Genomic DNA, 18,458 nt, shown 5'->3' with positions numbered 1-18,458 from the left:
TTTTAGTAATGTTTAATAAACAATTAGCTATGAAATTTAATAAATTAATATTGAGTCTTGCAATAGTTGCCTTTGTGGCTTCATGTGCAACAAATCCTTTTACAGGAAAAAAACGATGGCCTTTGTTGGTAACGATCAGTTATTCCCATCTGCATTTGCACAGTACAACCAAGTACTTACTGAAAGTAGCGTAATTACAGGAACCAAAGATGCCGAAATGATTACACGTGTCGGACAACGTATTGCAGTAGCTGCAGAACGTTATTTAACAGCAAATGGTTTTGAAGGTTATTTGGAAGATTACCAATGGGAATATAAACTTATAGAATCTGAACAAGTAAACGCTTGGTGTATGCCAGGTGGTAAAATTGCGTTTTACACAGGTATTTTACCAATTGCAGCAAATGAGACAGGTATTGCTGCAATTATGGGACACGAGGTGGCGCATGCTTTGGCTAACCATGGACAGCAACGTATGAGTGCTGCTTATGTACAACAAGGTTTAGCTGTTGTAGGGAATGTTGCTTTATCAAATGATGACCAGGCTTTAGGGATTTTTAATCAATCTTATGGAGTTGTTTCTAATGTGGCAGGAATGTTACCTTTTAGTAGATCACATGAAACTGAAGCAGATCAAATTGGTATTTATTTAATGGCAATTGCAGGTTACAATCCCGATGAAGCTTCTGTTCTATGGGAACGTATGAAAGCAAATAGTGGAGGTGAATCTCCACCAGCGTTTTTAAGTTCTCACCCAAGTAACGATTCTAGAATTCAGAATTTAAAATCGTTATCTGAGAAAGCTAAAGTAGAAGCAAAGAAATTTGGTGTCACATCATTTAGACCAATAAACTAAGATTATAAATATATTTGTTTACTTTAGAAGCTGCTCAATTTGAGCAGCTTTTTTTTATGAAATAGCCTTATTAATAATGATTTAGTTATTAAATCATAAGACAGAATTATTGTAACAATAGACACCATTAACTAACCAACATTTATGAGTGAACTTAAAAAAGGGAGTAAAAAACTTCTCAACGCCTGGGCATTTTACGATTGGGCAAATTCAGTTTATACCTTAACTATTGCGTCGTCTATATTTCCGATATTTTATTCCGCATTATTTGTATCTCAAGTTGAAAAAACGGTTCCTGCTTTCGGAATGGTTTTTAAAAGCACCGCATTGATTACTTATGTTACCGCATTTACTTTTTTAGTAGTTGCTTTTACCTCTCCTATTCTTTCTGGGATAGCGGATTACGTTGGTAATAAGAAGAGTTTTATGAAATTCTTCTGTTATGTTGGTGGCTTGGGTTGTATAGGTTTGTATTGGTTTAGTCTTGAAAGTATTCATCTCAGCCTTCTGTTTTATTTTATGGGACTAATAGGCTATTGGGGAAGTTTAGTATTCTATAATTCCTATTTACCAGACATTGCCTTTCCGGAACAACAAGATAGCATTAGTGCCAAAGGGTTTAGTTTAGGCTATTTTGGAAGTGTATTACTCTTAGTGTTGAACCTAGCGATGGTGATGTTCCCCAACTTTTTTCATATAGCTGATAACATAGGCGAAAATGGAGAAATACTAGAAACGGCAGCACAAGTCGGAATGCGGTATTCTTTTATAATGGTGGGTTTATGGTGGATTTTATTTAGCCAGTATACATTTAGAGTACTACCGGAAGGTGTTAAAAAAGGTGGGAAAGTCACAAAAGATGTGGTTTTTAATGGATTAAAAGAACTGAGACAAGTTTGGCACCAATTAAAACAGAACTTAAGATTAAAACGTTACTTGGTTGCTTTTTTTGTATTTAGTATGGCAGTGCAAACTATAATGTTGGTGGCGGTTTATTTTGGTGAAGAAGAAATTGCTTGGGGAGACGATGATGCCAAAACTTTTGGACTTATTGTGAGTATCTTAGTTATTCAATTAGTTGCTATAATCGGGGCGCTCATAACATCTTTGGCATCTTCAAAATTTGGAAATATTAAAACACTTATCGCTATCAATTTCTTTTGGATGTTACTTTGTTTTTATGCTTATTTTATGGAAACACCATTTCAATTTTATATTGCTGCGGGTTTTGTAGGATTGGTTATGGGTGGAGTACAAGCCTTAGCGAGATCTACATATTCTAAGTTTTTACCAGAAACCGAGGACACTACCTCATATTTTAGTTTTTATGATGTAGCAGAAAAAATAGGAATCGTAATTGGAATGGTCATTTTTGCGACTATAGACCAGGTGACCGGAAGTATGAGGAATGCTATTTTGTTTTTGGTCGTCTTTTTTGTGGCAGGAATTGTACTCTTGTTTAGGGTGCCAAGATTAGATGAGAAAAATAAAGCATAAGAGTTTGATGTTACTATTTTAGACAATCTAATTTGCTTTTTAACACTTGAATATAAAAGTTGTTGTATAAGATTATTATAATAGAAAAGGACGAGCAAACGCTCGTCCTTTTCTATTAGATATGTAATGATAAAATTTAATTGTGAACACTACCAGATCCTGCAATACTGGTATTCTTCTTTGTTGGTTTCCCTGAATATTTTACATCACCAGAACCTGCTGTTTTAACAGTAAGCTCTCCGTTGCAAATCACAGATATATCTCCTGAGCCGGAGATTTTAGCTTCTACATTGGTGCTTTTTAAAGCATCCCCATCAAAGTCTCCAGAGCCAGCTACAACAGTAGTGAGATTTCTAGTGGTGCCTTTTAGCTCTATATCACCAGAACCGGCTATCTTACTTTGTATGTCTTCCGCTTCTATATTTAAATTAATATCTCCAGAACCCGCTAAAGCCACTTTAAACGTATCTGCTTTTATGGTGCCAGAATTTTCAAGATTACCAGAACCAGCAAGCGACACAGAGCTAATAAATTCATAAGGTATAGTGATAACAATGGTTTCGCTAGGTTTTAAATTATAGCCATCCTTAATTTTAACGTGCAGTGAATTACCTTTAACTTCAGTAATTATATAGTCCATTAAATTAGAATCTCCTTGTATTGAAATTTTACCTTCTGTACCATTAACAAGTTTAAAGTCCATGGATCCCGAGGCTTTTATGTCATCATAAGAATCTGTAGAAACGGTTGTGGTTGTAATGTTGCCATCGCCTTTAATCTTTTTAGATTTCCCCCATTGTGCAGAAACTAATGTAGTACTTAAAAGAAGCGTTAAGAGTGTAATTGATTTTAAAAGTTTCATAAGTGTTCGATTTTATTTGATTGATGTAATATTTGATTTTTTTCTTAATTGTTTTTAAAAGTTATGCTGCCATATTCAGATTTTATGAGCACAGAATTGTTGGAATTTTGATTGCCGTGATAGCCAATGTATTTCTTTCCAAAGTTGTCTGTGTTTTTTTCTGTAAAATTGAAACCATCAGATTCTCTTAGCGACCCAAAGTCAATATCGATATTAAAATCGAAATTGTAATCACTATCAATTCCGATAGTAATACCAACAAATTCAGTATCAATATCTAATTTTTTAGTGTTCGGCGCTAAACGGTCAATTTTTATAGAACCATAATCGGCTCTTATTTTTGCTGTTTTATAAATGGTGCCAAGTCTTAAGGATAAATAATCACCTTTTCCGTCTAAGTTGTTGATGCTGTCTATTTTGAGTGAGCCATAATCACATTTGTAAACTACATTTTCAGCAATTTCGATTACAGAGGTTGTGTAATCTGCTTCTAAGTTTAAATCTTTAGCTTTTGCAACAGTAAATTCGCTATAATCAGCTTCAATGGTTCCGTTATTTATATATTCAAAATAACTGTTTCTAGTGTAATCTAATCGTAGTGTATTCGATTTTCCCATAAGTTCCTTAGTGGTTACTTTTCCATAATCACATTTTATATAGGCGTTGCCTTCAAGCTTGTCTAAATTGATATAGCCGTAATCGTTAAACAATCTAACATTGTTTGTTATAGGCATTTTAACAACGTAATTGACTTCCATTTTTATAGTGTTGCCTAATTTTTTATTCCACCAAGAGGTGTCCCAACTATTACCTTCAATTGCTGTAATTGCTGAAACTTTATGAGGTGCAGATTGAAAAGCAACATCTAATTCGTTTAGTTTTTCGTTGACCTTACTTTCATTATTACCTTCTACTTTTATGATGACTTGGATATCAATACGATTTTCATTCCATGTAATGATATCAATATTTCCATAGCGATTGGTAATGTTAAATGTAGCATCCGCATTTACATTAAAGGATTTTCTAATCGTTTTCTGTTTTTCGTGTTTTGCTGCTTTTGGTATCTCTTTTGATGCCCAGATCAGACTTGGCATCAGTAATAAAAGAAAGCTGATTTTATATAATATTTTCATTGGAATTGGATTTGAATTGTTTAACGATTTCAATTTGTTCTAATACGGTGTTTAGAATATCTATTCTAGTTTGAAAGTTGGAAATCATCGCATAAATAACACGTTGGTTTTTTCCGCTTTCGGTTAAATCTGTTTTTAATTTTTTGTAATCGGTTTCTAAAAGTTGAATTTGCACTAATGCATCATTAATAATTTGTTCAGTTAATGGCGAACGTTCTTTATTCAGCTTTTTTAATTCATTTTCAATGGTAACAGTAAAAAAATCCTGTGTTTCGGACATTTTAGGAGATACGCTTGCTAAATCTAAATCATCAGGTTGCTGTTGTAATGTTGTAAACAGCCCGAAACAAATAACGATAGAAGCAGCAATAGCTAAAAAAGGTTTCCAGTTAAACCAAGATTGTTTTTGGGTTTCAATTGCAACTGAGTCTTCAGCTTTCAGTTTGTCTAAAAAGCGTTGCTCATGGTTTTTATGAGGTGTTTTAATATTAAATTCACCTTTCAAATCATCAAATAAACGATTTAAATTATCTTTTTCCATATGTTAATTTATGATGCTTTTAATAGTAATTTTTGTCGCAAACTTTCTTTTGCTCTCGATATTAAGGTTCTACAATTAGCATAAGAAATGTTCATAATCTCACAGATTTCTTCGTAATCGTAACCTTCAATCAGATGTAATGATAAGCCCAAACTATAATTTGGTTTTAAGGTTTTCATCGCATCTAAAATCAGTTTTACTTTTTCGCTGTTCTGTTCATTTTCATTAATGCCGTTAGCGTCTTCAACTTTATATATAACACTATCTAAAGACACTTCGTTTTGTTTTACCGCTTTGTTATAGTACCCAATGCTGTTGTTCACAACAATACGTTTTAACCATGCGCCAAATAAATTGGTGTCTTGAAGCGTGTTCAATTTTGTAAAAGCCGTTAAAAAAGACTCCTGCATAATGTCCTCAGCTTTAAAAGAATCTTTTACAATTCTAATAGCTTTGTTATATCTGTTGTATATTTCCAACTGTGCACGTTGGTTTCCAGATTGACAAAGCTGTAATAACTGTTCGATATTTTGATTGGTTGGTTTCAAAAAAACAATTGCTTTTACTTATAGAGAACTACTTTTATTTTTTGTTACAGTTAAAATGAAAAAAATTTATGTCGTTATAAAGGTAATGGCATAACAATTGAAATTACTGTACTGTGAATAACTTTGAATATCTTATAACGTTTTGATATTCAGTATGAAGTTAATTATTAATACATTTAAAATAATGTTATTCTGTGCGTGATAATGACAGAATGGCTCAAAAATATATATGGCGAAATCAAATTTTTTAAACTTAGACAATCTGTCATTTCAGGATTTTGATGAGAATTCAGAATTAATTCCACTAATGACTCCTGAAGATGAAGAATTAATAAACAACGAATCGTTACCAGAGTCGTTACCAATTTTACCGTTACGAAATACCGTTTTATTTCCAGGTGTTGTCATTCCGATTACAGCAGGTAGAGATGCATCGATTAAACTGATTAATGATGCCAATAAAGGCGGAAAAGTAATAGGTGTGGTGTCTCAGAAGGACGAAGCTGTTGAAAACCCAACAGCAAAAGACATTTACAAAACCGGTACTGTTGCTCGCATTTTAAAAGTGCTAAAAATGCCTGATGGTAACACAACTGTTATTATACAAGGTAAAAAGCGTTTTGAAATTACAGAAGTGATTTCTGAAAAGCCTTATTTAACGGCAACTATAACGGATATTCCTGAAGCAAAACCAGCAAAAGATAATGAAGAGTTTAGAGCAATTATAGATTCTATTAAGGATTTGTCTTTAGATATCATTAAAGAAAGTCCAAATATTCCGTCGGAAGCAAGTTTTGCGATTAAAAATATTGAAAGCGATTCGTTCTTAGTCAACTTTGTGTCGTCTAACATGAATCTTAAAGTAGAGGAGAAGCAAGAATTGTTAAAGATTAATGATCTTAAGGAACGTGCGCTTCAAACCTTGAAATTTATGAATCTTGAGTATCAAAAATTGGAGCTTAAAAATGATATTCAAAGCAAGGTTCAGAGTGATATGAATCAGCAGCAGCGTGAGTATTTCTTACATCAGCAAATGAAAACTATTCAAGAAGAATTGGGTGGTGGAGTATCTTCTGGTGAAGAGATTGAAGAGATGCGTGCACGTGCTAAGAAAAAGAAATGGGACGATAAAGTAAAAGAACATTTTGATAAGGAGTTAGCTAAAATGCAACGTATGAATCCTCAGGTTGCTGAGTATTCTATTCAACGTAATTATTTAGATCTCTTCTTAGATTTACCTTGGAATAAGTTTAGTAAGGATAAATTCGATTTAAAAAGAGCACAGAAAATATTAGATCGTGATCATTTTGGATTAGAAGATGTAAAGAAAAGAATCATTGAATATTTAGCAGTTTTAAAACTGCGTAACGATATGAAGTCACCAATCCTATGTCTTTACGGACCTCCAGGTGTTGGTAAAACGTCTTTAGGTAAGTCTGTAGCGGAAGCTTTAGGGCGAGAATATGTTAGAATTTCGTTAGGTGGTTTACGTGATGAAGCTGAAATCCGTGGTCATAGAAAAACCTATATTGGTGCTATGCCAGGACGAATTATTCAAAGTTTGAAAAAAGCACAAACGTCTAATCCTGTTTTTGTATTAGATGAAATAGATAAATTATCTACGGGTAGCCAAGGTGATCCATCTTCTGCGATGTTAGAGGTTTTAGATCCTGAACAGAACAATGAGTTTTACGATAATTTCCTAGAAATGGGATACGATTTATCTAAAGTGATGTTTATTGCGACGTCTAATAGTATGAATACCATTCAGCCAGCATTAAGAGATCGTATGGAAATCATTAATGTTACAGGGTATACTATTGAAGAAAAAGTAGAGATTGCTAAACGTCATTTATTACCAAAGCAGTTAAAAGAACATGGTTTAGATGATAAAGCTTTAAAAATAGCAAAGCCACAACTCGAAAAAATAGTTGAAGGTTACACACGTGAATCTGGAGTTAGAGGCTTAGAAAAACAAATTGCAAAAATGGTGCGTTATGCCGCTAAGAATATTGCAATGGAAGAGGAGTATAATATCAAGATTTCTAATGAAGATGTTATTGAAATTCTAGGAAGCCCAAGAATGGAGCGTGATAAATACGAAAACAATGATGTTGCAGGTGTCGTTACAGGTTTAGCTTGGACAAGTGTTGGTGGAGATATATTATTTATAGAATCTATTTTATCAAAAGGAAAAGGAACTTTGTCTATTACAGGAAACTTAGGTAAAGTAATGAAGGAGTCTGCAACTATTGCCATGGAATATATTAAGGCAAATGCAGATGAATTTGGTATTGATCCAGAGGTTTTTGGGAAATATAATGTACACATTCACGTGCCAGAAGGAGCGACTCCAAAAGATGGTCCAAGTGCAGGTGTTACTATGTTAACTTCTTTAGTATCTTTGTTTACACAACGCAAAGTTAAAAAGAGCTTAGCGATGACAGGTGAAATTACCTTAAGAGGTAAAGTCTTACCTGTTGGTGGTATCAAAGAAAAAATCTTAGCAGCCAAACGTGCACGTATTAAAGAGATTTTACTTTGTGAAGATAACCGAAGAGACATCGAGGAAATTAAACCAGAATATTTAAAAGGTTTAACGTTTCACTATGTTAAGGATATGAGCGACGTTTTAAAACTAGCGCTTACAAAGCAAAAAGTACATAATGCAAAAAAGCTTTAAACTAATATTGACATTTTTAATAAGTTTTACTTCGTTAATGAGTGTATGTGCTCAAAACGAAGTAAAATTTAAAGATGTTGTATTAGATGGAAAGCCTGCAAAATTAAATATAGTTACTGGTGAGATTGCCCTTATTCAATTAGAAGATAAAGTAGTTGAAACCAAAATAGATTCGGTTGAAACAAAACCGATATTGGTATCGGATTCTAATAGCATTACTGCTTCAGATAATACTGAAGTTAGTTTAGATACTATATCTGATTTTCATATTGTAAAAGAAGGAGATAATTTATTTCAATTATCTATAAAGTATAAGTCGAGTTTAGGTGAATTAAAAAAAGCCAATAATTTAGAGACGACACTTATAAAACAGGACAAAAATTAAGAGTCCGAAATCTTGATAAAGTTAGTGAGGATGAGCAATTATCAGTTTGGATTGTTAAAAAAGGTGATAATTTATACGGAATTGCGAAAGAAAAAGGAACAACAGTAGAAGTGCTTAAACGCATCAATGACTTAAAGAGTGATGTTATTAAAATCGGTCAAAAGTTGCAATTAAAATAGAAAAGAACAACACTCAAAAAATAAAAAAATCATATCATCGTTTTAAGATAGATTTAGTTATTTTGCAAAATCTATGATTAAGAGGATTACCACCTTATTTTTAATGCTTTTAACACTACCAATGTTTGCGCAATTGGGTGGTGAAGCAACCTATCAGTTTCTTAATTTAGTATCCTCTCCAAGACAAGCTGCCTTAGGTGGAAAAATAATTACCAACTTTGATCATGATGTAACTGAAGCACTTTACAACCCTGCGTCTATTAATTATAAAATGAATAATCAATTGGCTGTAAATTATTCCAACTATTTAGGAGGTATAAGTTACGGAACTGCCGCATATGCCTACACTTGGGATAGACGAGTGCAAACCTTTCATTTTGGCGTTACCTATATTAATTACGGTTCATTTGATGGCTATGATGTTAATGGAAATTCTACAGGAACTTTTAGCGGAAATGAAACAGCGATATCCGCAGGTTACAATTATAAAATTCCATATACGGATTTTTATGTCGGAGCCAATGTTAAGGTCATTACATCGGCATTAGAACAATACAATTCTATTGGAGGAGCTATAGATTTTGGGGCGATGTATATTAATGAAAAGCTCGATTTTCATGCCGCATTAACCGTAAGAAATATAGGAACTCAGTTTTCAACTTACGCAGGTCAAAACGAACCATTACCATTCGAAGTTAATTTTGGAATGTCTCAAACTCTAGAAAATGTGCCTTTACGTTGGCATTTAACTTTAGAGAATTTACAAAAATGGCCAATAGCAGTATCAAATCCTGCACGAGCCACAACCGATTTAGATGGTAATCAAACAGAAGAAAAAGTAGGATTTTTAAATAAAGGATTACGACATTTAATTTTGGGTGCAGAATTATTTCCCGAAGGTGGTTTTAATGTTAGATTAGGGTATAACTTTAGACGAGCAGAAGAATTACGAATAGAAGACCAAAGAAACTTTTCAGGACTCTCAGTAGGTGTTGGAATTAAATTAAATAAAATGCGTTTTAGTTATACGCATGCAAGATATAATGGAGCTTCAAATTCTAGTTTTTTCGGACTTCAAATAGATTTACAATAAATATGAGTAAAATAATTATCGCCATAGATGGATTTTCATCTACAGGAAAAAGTACGGTAGCTAAACAATTAGCAAAAAATCTGAACTATATCTATGTAGATACTGGTGCCATGTATAGAGCAGTGGCTTATTTTGCTTTAGAAAATGAATTGATTGGTGATGGTTTTTTTAAAGAAGATGATTTAGTAAATAGGTTAGGAGACATTAGTATTACGTTTAAGTTCAATGAAACTGCAGGTTTTGCTGAAGTGTATTTAAACGGAGAAAATATTGAAGCCGCAATTAGAACGCTTAAAGTTTCTAAATACGTGAGTCCTGTAGCTACGTTGTCTGCAGTAAGACGAAAGTTAGTAGAACAACAACAGCTCATGGGAAAAGACAAGGGTATCGTTATGGATGGGCGAGATATAGGAACTGTAGTTTTTCCTGAGGCTGAATTAAAAATCTTTATGACCGCTTCTGCGGAAACAAGAGCCAAACGACGTTATAAAGAGTTGACTGATCGTGGTCACGAATTGAGCTATGAAGATGTTTTAGAAAATGTAACAACTAGAGATCATATCGATTCTACAAGAGAAGATTCTCCCTTAGTAAAAGCAGAAGATGCTATTGAAATTGATAATTCTGAATTAACAATAGAAGAGCAGCTGGAGACTATTGTTGGTTTGGCTGAAGAGTTGATTTCTAAATAACAGAAAAATAATCTTCTTACTTTTACTAAATTACATCTACATAATTAACAAAATAAGAATAACATGAAAAATAAACTTATTTTAATAGTAATGTTAGTTACCGTATTTAGTTGTTCAGATGACGACTTCTCATCAGTAAATAAAATTGTTGATGAATGGAAATTAACTGAAATAAGATATTATACCCCTTCAGGAAATTCCATAATTGATTATTCAGATGTTAATATTATTTATGACTTTCGTGAAAATGGAACCTTGATAGTGTCAGGAACAGAACAAGGTATTTATAATAATGGAACATACGAATACGAGATAGAAGAAGGGGTGGTAGAAGGCATTTCTGATTTAGTTATTTTTACTGTAAAAATAGATCAAACGTATTGGACCTATGATTTAACCAATGGTATAATGAAATTAGGAATATCTCATGTCGATGGACCTGATTTAATATTTGAGAGAAACTAAAAAAGCGACTTTATTTAGGATACTTATTGTAACCAAATAAAGTCGCTTATTTAACGTTTTTTAGGTCTTAATTACAAATTAGGAATAATTAATTCCTGACCAGGATGAATCACATCCGGATTCTTTAAAATATCAGTATTTGCTTGGAAGATTTTCTGATATTTACCAGGCTCTCCATAATATTGCTTAGCAATTTTCCCTAAAGTTTCACCAGAAACAACGGTATGTCTTGCATACACAGATTCATCAGCTACTTTAATATCGGCCATAATATCAGATGGGTTATCACCACCTGCTTCTTTAATCTTATCCCAGATTAAGTTTTTATCGTATTGTGTGGCTGCAGTTCCTGTTACTTGAAGTACACCATCTTTTTCATTAACATCTCCATTCTGAATGTTTAATGTTTCACCTAAGTCTAAAACGTCTTGGTATTTAGCTCTAACCATTTTTATATGTTTTTAAATTAATACTCTCGTAAATATACCAATTTTTAGTGTTCTAAGCATCAAATTGATATCCTATTATATAGGACACATGGATGAATATAAAGTCACATCATTTAGTGTTTGGTTTTCAGAATAATATACAGTACTTTTGCACTCCTTTTTAGCGAATTAGAGAAAGTAAGGAAAGGGATAAAACAAATCTAATAATAACTTCTGTAGATTTTTCGCAAATCTTTCAAAAGATACAGAATACAAATTTTTATTCAGCACAAATGTCTGAAAAAGAAACAAACCAAGCTGAAGTTGAAGCAACTGAAGCGACTCAAGCAGTAGCTCCAGTAATATCTGAAGCTCAAGCAAACCCAGAAAAATTCTTAGAAGAATTCGATTGGCACAATTACGAAGAAGGAATTGAGCAAGTAGCGGATACTAAATTAGAAGAATTCGAAAAATTAGTATCAGAAAATTTCGTTGACACTTTAGATGACGAAGTTGTAGAAGGTACTGTAATTACTATCACGGATCGTGATGCAATTATTGATATTAACGCAAAATCTGAAGGTGTTATTTCACTTAACGAATTTCGTTACAACCCAAACTTAGCAGTAGGTGATAAGGTTGAAGTATTAATTGATGTGCGTGAAGATGCAACTGGTCAATTAGTATTATCTCACAGAAAAGCGCGTGTAATTAAAGCATGGGAACGTGTTAATAATGCACACGATACAGGTGAAATTGTAAACGGTTTTGTAAAATGCAGAACTAAAGGTGGTATGATCGTTGACGTATTTGGTATAGAAGCATTCTTACCAGGTTCTCAAATTGATGTGAAGCCTATTAGAGATTACGATCAGTATGTAAACAAAACTATGGAGTTTAAAGTTGTGAAAATCAACCACGAATTCAAGAATATAGTTGTTTCTCATAAAGCGTTAATCGAAGCTGATATTGAAGAACAGAAGAAAGAAATCATTGGTCAACTAGAAAAAGGACAAGTATTAGAAGGTATTGTGAAGAACATTACTTCTTATGGTGTGTTTATCGATTTAGGTGGTGTAGATGGTTTAGTTCATATTACAGATTTATCTTGGTCTCGTATCAACCATCCAAATGAGATTGTTGAGTTAGATCAGAAATTAAATGTTGTAATCCTTGATTTTGATGAAAACAAATCAAGAATCCAATTAGGTCTTAAGCAATTATCTAAGCATCCTTGGGAAGCTTTAGGTGAAGGTGTAAAAGTTGGAGATAAAGTAAAAGGTAAAGTAGTGGTTATCGCTGATTACGGTGCTTTTGTTGAAGTAGAAGAAGGTGTAGAAGGATTAGTTCACGTAAGTGAAATGTCTTGGTCTACGCATTTACGTTCAGCTCAAGATTTCGTATCTGTTGGAGACGAAATCGATGCTGTTATCTTAACTTTAGATAGAGAAGACAGAAAAATGTCTCTTGGTATTAAGCAATTAACACCAGATCCATGGACTGACATCACTACTAAGTATCCTGTAGATTCTAAGCATACTGGTATTGTACGTAACTTTACAAACTTTGGTGTATTTGTTGAATTAGAAGAAGGTATCGACGGATTAATTTATATCTCAGATTTATCTTGGACTAAGAAAATTAAGCATCCATCTGAGTTCTGTAACGTAGGTGATACTTTAGATGTAGTTGTATTAGAATTAGATGTAGATGGACGTAAATTATCTTTAGGTCATAAACAAACTACAGATAATCCTTGGGACAAGTACGAAACTGAGTTCGCTTTAGGTACTGTACATAAATCAGCTATCACAGAGATGGTAGATAAAGGAGCAACAATTGATTTTAACGAAGATATCGTTGCCTTTGTACCAGCACGTCATTTAGAGAAAGAAGATGGTTCTAAACTTGGTAAAGGTGAAGAAGCAGAATTCAAGATCATTGAATTTAATAAAGAATTCAAACGTGTTGTAGCATCTCATACAGCAGTATTTAGAGAAGAAGAAGCTAAAATCGTTAAGCAAGCTGTTAGAAAACAGGAAGCTCAAGCGGCAGAAGCTAAACCAACTTTAGGTGATGCAAATGATGCTTTACAAGCTCTTAAAGATAAAATGGACGGAAAGAAATAATTTCCTCTAATTTTAAATAAACTAAAGCCTCTCGATTTTTCGAGAGGCTTTTTTATACCTTAGTTTGGCAGTTATATAATACAATGCCTTTGGAAGAAAAAAGTATTGCCAACAAAATAATTTATCCTAACTTTGTAAGCCAACAACGTTTGGAAACTATATGAGTCAGAAAGTACTACTTAACTCTAAAGAAGTCAATATTACCCTTCATAGATTGGCTTGTCAACTCATTGAAAATCACGATGATTTTTCTGAAACCGTATTAATTGGTATTCAGCCCAGAGGAAAATTTTTGGCAGATCGTTTAGCGCAAATGCTCACTGACGATTATAAGATTAAGAATATTCAATTTGGTCATTTAGATATCACATTTTTTAGAGACGATTTTAGAAGGGGTGATAAACCATTAGAAGCCAACACTACCAAAATAGATTTTATAGTCGAAGATAAAAATGTCGTCTTTATTGATGATGTTTTATATACCGGAAGAAGCATAAGATCTGCATTAACTGCCATTCAATCTTTTGGTAGGCCTAAAGATATTGAGCTATTAACCTTAATAGACAGACGATTTAGTAGACATTTACCTATTCAGCCCAATTACAGAGGACGACAAGTAGATGCTATTGATAATCAGAAAGTCATAGTAAAATGGGTTGAAAATGAAGGAGAAGATGCCGTTTATTTAGTAGATAAGTAATGCGAAGGAGTTTATAAATATAGATTACCACATAAAGTGAATTGCTATTGGCGAAAAACTAATAGCCAAAAGCCAAAAGCCAAAAGCCAATAAAAATGAGCGAATTAAGTGTCAATCACTTATTAGGAATTAAATATCTTACTAAAGAAGATATCGACCTTATTTTTGAAACTGCCGATCAGTTTAAAGAGGTTATTAATAGACCCATTAAAAAAGTACCATCACTTAGAGATATTACTATTGCGAATCTATTTTTTGAAAATTCAACTAGAACAAAATTATCTTTTGAGTTGGCTGAAAAACGATTGTCAGCAGATGTTATTAATTTTTCGGCTTCACAATCTTCAGTTAAAAAAGGAGAAACGCTTATTGATACCGTTAATAATATCTTATCTATGAAAGTAGATATGGTGGTTATGCGTCACCCGAATCCTGGTGCAGGTGTATTTCTTTCAAAACATGTAAATGCCAGTATCATTAATGCCGGTGATGGAGCACACGAACACCCTACACAAGCCTTATTAGATTCGTATTCAATTAGAGAGAAATTAGGAAGTGTTAAAGGCAAGAATGTTGTTATCGTTGGTGATATTTTACATAGTCGTGTAGCACTTTCAAATATTTATGCGTTACAACTGCAGGGAGCCAACGTTATGGTTTGTGGACCTAAAACCTTGCTACCAAAATATATTAAAGATTTAGGTGTTAAGGTAGAAACCAATCTAAAAAAAGCTTTAGAATGGTGTGATGTTGCTAATATGCTACGCGTGCAGAATGAACGTATGGATATTAGTTATTTTCCTTCTACAAGAGAGTATACACAGCAATTTGGAGTTAATAAAGAACTATTAGACAGCTTAGATAAAGAGATTGTAATTATGCACCCTGGACCAATAAACAGAGGAGTAGAAATTACAAGTGATGTCGCAGATTCTAAACAAGCCATTATCTTAAATCAAGTAGAAAATGGAGTTGCAGTTAGGATGGCAGTGATTTATCTTTTAGCTTCTAAAATAAAACAATAAATTATGATAATAGATAGAGATGGTAACATTGCCATAATTACACAAGAAACAGCAACTGTAAAAACACTAGTTCAAAATATTGAACAAGCGTATGACACGTATAAAAATGATCATCTTATTGTAAATTTATCGAGTTTAGATAAAATTACACTTGAAGATGTAATAGAGTTTTTACGAATAAGTAATAATCATAGAGGCGATAAAAAGAGTTTTGTTATTGTTTCTGAAAACGTGGATTTAAATCAAATGCCAGACGAAATAGTTGTAGTGCCAACCATGAAAGAAGCTTTTGATATTATTGAAATGGAAGATATTGAACGCGATTTAGAATTGTAAAAATCGCATTTGGTTTTTAATATCTTTGTCACTTGCATCTAAGGATTAAACAGTTTGAGACTTCACAAAAAATAATTAATGAAATTAACCATTCTCGGTTGTCACAGTGCCACTCCAGGTATTAATAGTAATCCAACAGCTCAGGTATTAGAGATTAAAAACCATATGTTTTTAATTGATTGTGGAGAAGGTACGCAAGTTCAATTGCGACGAAGTAAGGTTAAGTTTTCGAGGATTAAACACATTTTTATATCACATCTTCATGGAGATCATTATTTTGGTTTGATTGGTTTAGTGAATACGTTTAGTCTTTTAACAAGAGAGACAGAACTTCATATTTATGCACCAAAAGGCTTAAAAGAAGTCATATTACTTCAAATGAAGTTATCTGCTAGTTGGACAAAATATCCACTTATTTTTCATGAGTTAAGCGCTAACGAATCTGAATTAATTTACGAAGATGATAAAGTTGAAGTCCACACGATTCCATTAAAACATCGTATTTACACTAATGGATTTCTATTTAAGGAGAAAGAAAATGAACGTAAGATTGATATTAATTTAGTTACTGAAGCCAACATTAATAAAGCGTATTTCAGAAAGTTAAAACAAGGATTTGATGTAGAGAATGAGGATGGAGTATTAATTAGTAACCAAAAGGTAACTAAAGATCCAATAGCAGCAAAAAGTTATGCCTTTTGTAGTGATACTATTTATAATGAAGACATAATCCCAATAATTAAAGATTGTACCATTTTGTATCACGAATCGACTTTTTTAGATAAAAACGAGTCTCTTTGTATTCCAACAAAACACAGTACTGCAAAACAAGCTGCTACTATAGCCAAGAAAGCCAATGTTGAAACTTTAATACTTGGACATTATTCAACACGTTATAATGGTTACGAGGACTTTAAGTCTGAAGCAAAAACTGTTTTCGATAATGTGCTATTATCTAAAGATGGTAAATCGTTTAATTTTGATTAATACCCGTCTTAAACTCCTCTAAATTCAGAACCCATTCTATAGCCTCTTCTACACTTTTACAGCGTTTTAGACTTTTATTAAAAAATTTCTTTTCTAAAGAAGCATTGAGATAACTAAAGTTTGAGTAAGTCACAATAGCGGATGCTACAAAAGCATCATAGTCTTTATTGAAATCTACCCAAAGTTGTGGATCAAAAGAATACGAGTTGTAACGATTGGCGATATAACCTATTTTAATGCCTTTTGATATGACGTTGCTAAATCTAGAAACTAATTCTTTGGCAATATTATTATCCACATGTATACCTTCGTTAAATTCAGATAATAAAAAATGTTCTGTTACGTATACGGTACCAAAAGAAAAGGTTTCTTTTTTATAAGCTAAATGCCTAGAATATTTACTGTCTTCAAACTTCATTTATATATTTTAATCCTTAAATTTATAGTGAAAATTGCGATGTAAAAAATAAAAGAAGAAGAAAAAATAAATAAAAATGTAATGGATGCAGACTTAGGTAATTATAGAAAATCTTACGAGAAAGGTGAGCTATTATTAAATAGTGTACCAGAAAATCCGATTGAGTTGTTTAGAGATTGGTTTATAGAAGTAGATACTCATTTTAATGTGGGAGAAACGAATGCTATGACTATTTCTACTGTAGGTTTAGACGGTTATCCAAAGAGTAGAGTAGTGCTACTTAAAAAGTACACACACGAGGGATTTATATTCTACACCAATTACAACAGTGAAAAAGGTAAAGCTATTGCAGATAATCCTAATGTGTGTTTATCCTTCTTTTGGCATGCTGCAGAGCGACAAATTATAATAAAAGGTAAAGCTGAAAAAATTTCAGAAAATCTAAGTGACGGTTATTTTGAATCGCGACCAAGAGGCAGCCAATTAGGCGCTATTGTTTCTAATCAAAGTGAAGTTGTAAAAGACAGAAAGGAATTAGAACTTAAATTGAAAGATTTAGAGGCTAAATTTGAAGGAATGGAGATTGAACGCCCTCATAATTGGGGTGGATTTATAATTAAACCCGTAGAGCTAGAATTTTGGCAAGGCAGACCTAATAGGCTTCACGATAGAATTCGATACCAACTTCAAGACGATTATAATTGGAAAATTGAACGTTTGGCACCCTAGTGTTTATATCAATTAACATAATTAGTCTAGTTGAATTTGTTACGCTATAGAATACAAAAACCAATGCGTCTAATTATCGACGAAATACATTTATCACGTGCTTAAAAACATCTTTTTTGTCCTTTAAAATGTATTTCATCGATGATTTACATTAAATTTCGACAAACTACATGTTGTTTGTCGATTTTAACATTTCCTTAACAGTTTAACTTAGCTGTGTGGTTAATTTAGCAGTCCCAAACCTAAATAACCTACATTATGAAAGCAGCTAGACTCTTGCCGATCTTGGCTATTGTTGCCCTTTTTACTTTTACGTCTTGTGCCAAAGACAATACAGAAGAAGAAGCCCTAAATTCAATTGAAGTTCCTGTTGCACCTGAAGCTAAGTCCATAGAGATTGAAATTATGGAGCTTATTAATGCATATCGCATTAACGAAGGATTAAATGCTCTAAATAATCATAATACGGTTAAAGCTGTTGCCTCTACACATACAGAGTATATGATTGAGGTTAATAATGTTTCTCATGATAATTTCTTCTTAAGAAAGCAAAGCTTACAGGCCAATGCAAGTGCAAATATCGTTACTGAAAATGTTGGTTATGGTTTTAGTTCTGCAGAATCTGTTGTTAATGCTTGGATAGCTAGTCCTAGTCATAGAGAAAATATCGAAGGTAATTATACCGATTTTGATGTCTCTGCAGAGCAGAATAGTGCAGGGAAATGGTACTTTACTAATATTTTTATTAAGCGCTAGTTTGCCTTTGCTT

At 32.9% G+C, this 18,458-nt stretch carries 19 protein-coding genes and 1 pseudogene; 14 read left to right on the top strand and 6 right to left on the bottom strand.

Going from position 1 to position 18,458, the window contains the following annotated elements; translation table 11 throughout:
* Window positions 1-29 precede the first annotated feature (29 nt).
* Both ADIWIN_RS06475 and ADIWIN_RS06470 read left to right on the top strand, forming a co-directional pair.
* Window positions 30-856, top strand: a pseudogene (locus tag ADIWIN_RS06475) (M48 family metallopeptidase).
* A gap of 144 nt (window positions 857-1,000) precedes the next feature.
* Window positions 1,001-2,353, top strand: a complete 1,353-nt coding sequence (locus ADIWIN_RS06470) for an MFS transporter (RefSeq protein WP_020897924.1) — start codon at window positions 1,001-1,003, stop codon at window positions 2,351-2,353.
* 136 nt (window positions 2,354-2,489) lie between these two features.
* Here the strand turns inward: ADIWIN_RS06470 and ADIWIN_RS06465 are convergent, their stop codons facing one another.
* From ADIWIN_RS06465 to ADIWIN_RS06450, 4 genes are read right to left on the bottom strand one after another with little or no spacing between them, the layout of a single operon-like run.
* A complete protein-coding gene (locus tag ADIWIN_RS06465) occupies window positions 2,490-3,215 on the bottom strand; it encodes a head GIN domain-containing protein (protein WP_020897923.1) in 726 nt (241 codons plus the stop codon).
* Between the two features lie 44 nt (window positions 3,216-3,259).
* A complete protein-coding gene (locus tag ADIWIN_RS06460) occupies window positions 3,260-4,351 on the bottom strand; it encodes a hypothetical protein (protein ID WP_020897922.1) in 1,092 nt (363 codons plus the stop codon).
* A complete protein-coding gene (locus ADIWIN_RS06455) occupies window positions 4,335-4,892 on the bottom strand; it encodes a hypothetical protein (protein WP_020897921.1) in 558 nt (185 codons plus the stop codon). Before ADIWIN_RS06455 ends, ADIWIN_RS06460 begins: the two co-directional genes overlap by 17 nt.
* 8 nt (window positions 4,893-4,900) lie before the next feature.
* Window positions 4,901-5,440 (bottom strand): RNA polymerase sigma factor, encoded by a 540-nt coding sequence (locus ADIWIN_RS06450; RefSeq protein WP_020897920.1) that lies wholly within the window; start codon window positions 5,438-5,440, stop codon window positions 4,901-4,903.
* A 229-nt stretch (window positions 5,441-5,669) separates the two neighbouring features.
* Here ADIWIN_RS06450 and lon point away from each other — a divergent pair, with 229 nt between their 5' ends.
* The 5 genes from lon to ADIWIN_RS06425 all read left to right on the top strand — a co-directional run bounded on the left by lon (window position 5,670) and on the right by ADIWIN_RS06425 (window position 10,937).
* Window positions 5,670-8,123: an endopeptidase La gene (lon, locus tag ADIWIN_RS06445; RefSeq protein ID WP_020897919.1), complete on the top strand. Its 2,454-nt coding sequence runs from the start codon at window positions 5,670-5,672 to the stop codon at window positions 8,121-8,123.
* Window positions 8,124-8,160: 37 nt separating this feature from the next.
* Complete coding sequence (locus ADIWIN_RS06440; RefSeq protein ID WP_020897918.1) at window positions 8,161-8,508, top strand: LysM peptidoglycan-binding domain-containing protein; 348 nt, start codon at window positions 8,161-8,163, stop codon at window positions 8,506-8,508.
* Window positions 8,509-8,760: 252 nt separating this feature from the next.
* Window positions 8,761-9,780 carry a type IX secretion system protein PorQ gene (porQ, locus tag ADIWIN_RS06435; RefSeq protein WP_020897917.1) on the top strand — a complete coding sequence of 340 codons (1,020 nt, stop codon included), beginning with the start codon at window positions 8,761-8,763 and terminating at the stop codon, window positions 9,778-9,780.
* Window positions 9,781-9,782: 2 nt separating this feature from the next.
* Entirely contained in the window at window positions 9,783-10,472 is a 690-nt protein-coding gene (gene cmk / locus ADIWIN_RS06430) for a (d)CMP kinase (protein WP_020897916.1), read from the top strand.
* A gap of 63 nt (window positions 10,473-10,535) precedes the next feature.
* Window positions 10,536-10,937 (top strand): hypothetical protein, encoded by a 402-nt coding sequence (locus ADIWIN_RS06425; protein WP_020897915.1) that lies wholly within the window; start codon window positions 10,536-10,538, stop codon window positions 10,935-10,937.
* A 71-nt stretch (window positions 10,938-11,008) separates the two neighbouring features.
* Here the strand turns inward: ADIWIN_RS06425 and ADIWIN_RS06420 are convergent, their stop codons facing one another.
* Window positions 11,009-11,386 carry a LysM peptidoglycan-binding domain-containing protein gene (locus ADIWIN_RS06420; RefSeq protein ID WP_020897914.1) on the bottom strand — a complete coding sequence of 126 codons (378 nt, stop codon included), beginning with the start codon at window positions 11,384-11,386 and terminating at the stop codon, window positions 11,009-11,011.
* A 272-nt stretch (window positions 11,387-11,658) separates the two neighbouring features.
* On the opposite strand from ADIWIN_RS06420, the gene rpsA reads away from it, so the two are divergent.
* The 5 genes from rpsA (at window position 11,659) to ADIWIN_RS06395 (ending at window position 16,542) form a co-directional block, all read left to right on the top strand.
* Window positions 11,659-13,494 carry a 30S ribosomal protein S1 gene (rpsA, locus tag ADIWIN_RS06415; RefSeq protein ID WP_020897913.1) on the top strand — a complete coding sequence of 612 codons (1,836 nt, stop codon included), beginning with the start codon at window positions 11,659-11,661 and terminating at the stop codon, window positions 13,492-13,494.
* Window positions 13,495-13,654: 160 nt separating this feature from the next.
* Complete coding sequence (gene pyrR / locus ADIWIN_RS06410; protein WP_020897912.1) at window positions 13,655-14,194, top strand: bifunctional pyr operon transcriptional regulator/uracil phosphoribosyltransferase PyrR; 540 nt, start codon at window positions 13,655-13,657, stop codon at window positions 14,192-14,194.
* 95 nt (window positions 14,195-14,289) lie between these two features.
* A complete protein-coding gene (locus ADIWIN_RS06405) occupies window positions 14,290-15,219 on the top strand; it encodes an aspartate carbamoyltransferase catalytic subunit (protein ID WP_020897911.1) in 930 nt (309 codons plus the stop codon).
* 3 nt (window positions 15,220-15,222) lie between these two features.
* Window positions 15,223-15,555 carry a hypothetical protein gene (locus tag ADIWIN_RS06400; protein ID WP_020897910.1) on the top strand — a complete coding sequence of 111 codons (333 nt, stop codon included), beginning with the start codon at window positions 15,223-15,225 and terminating at the stop codon, window positions 15,553-15,555.
* Window positions 15,556-15,633: 78 nt separating this feature from the next.
* Window positions 15,634-16,542 (top strand): ribonuclease Z, encoded by a 909-nt coding sequence (locus ADIWIN_RS06395; protein ID WP_020897909.1) that lies wholly within the window; start codon window positions 15,634-15,636, stop codon window positions 16,540-16,542.
* On the opposite strand, the gene ADIWIN_RS06390 is transcribed toward ADIWIN_RS06395, so the two are convergent.
* A complete protein-coding gene (locus tag ADIWIN_RS06390; protein WP_020897908.1) occupies window positions 16,529-16,960 on the bottom strand; it encodes a hypothetical protein in 432 nt (143 codons plus the stop codon). The two genes, ADIWIN_RS06395 and ADIWIN_RS06390, sit on opposite strands and share 14 nt — an antisense overlap.
* Before the next feature lie 81 nt (window positions 16,961-17,041).
* On the opposite strand from ADIWIN_RS06390, the gene pdxH reads away from it, so the two are divergent.
* Together pdxH and ADIWIN_RS06380 are read left to right on the top strand one after the other, a co-directional pair.
* Window positions 17,042-17,689 (top strand): pyridoxamine 5'-phosphate oxidase, encoded by a 648-nt coding sequence (pdxH, locus tag ADIWIN_RS06385; protein WP_020897907.1) that lies wholly within the window; start codon window positions 17,042-17,044, stop codon window positions 17,687-17,689.
* 258 nt (window positions 17,690-17,947) lie between these two features.
* A complete protein-coding gene (locus ADIWIN_RS06380) occupies window positions 17,948-18,445 on the top strand; it encodes a CAP domain-containing protein (protein ID WP_020897906.1) in 498 nt (165 codons plus the stop codon).
* Window positions 18,446-18,458 lie beyond the last annotated feature (13 nt).

Origin of the sequence: Winogradskyella psychrotolerans RS-3 (assembly GCF_000427335.1) — a bacterium.
Lineage (GTDB): Bacteria > Bacteroidota > Bacteroidia > Flavobacteriales > Flavobacteriaceae > Winogradskyella > Winogradskyella psychrotolerans.
Note: the sequence above shows the minus strand (reverse complement) of the source record. Positions and strands in the feature narration are given on the sequence as shown.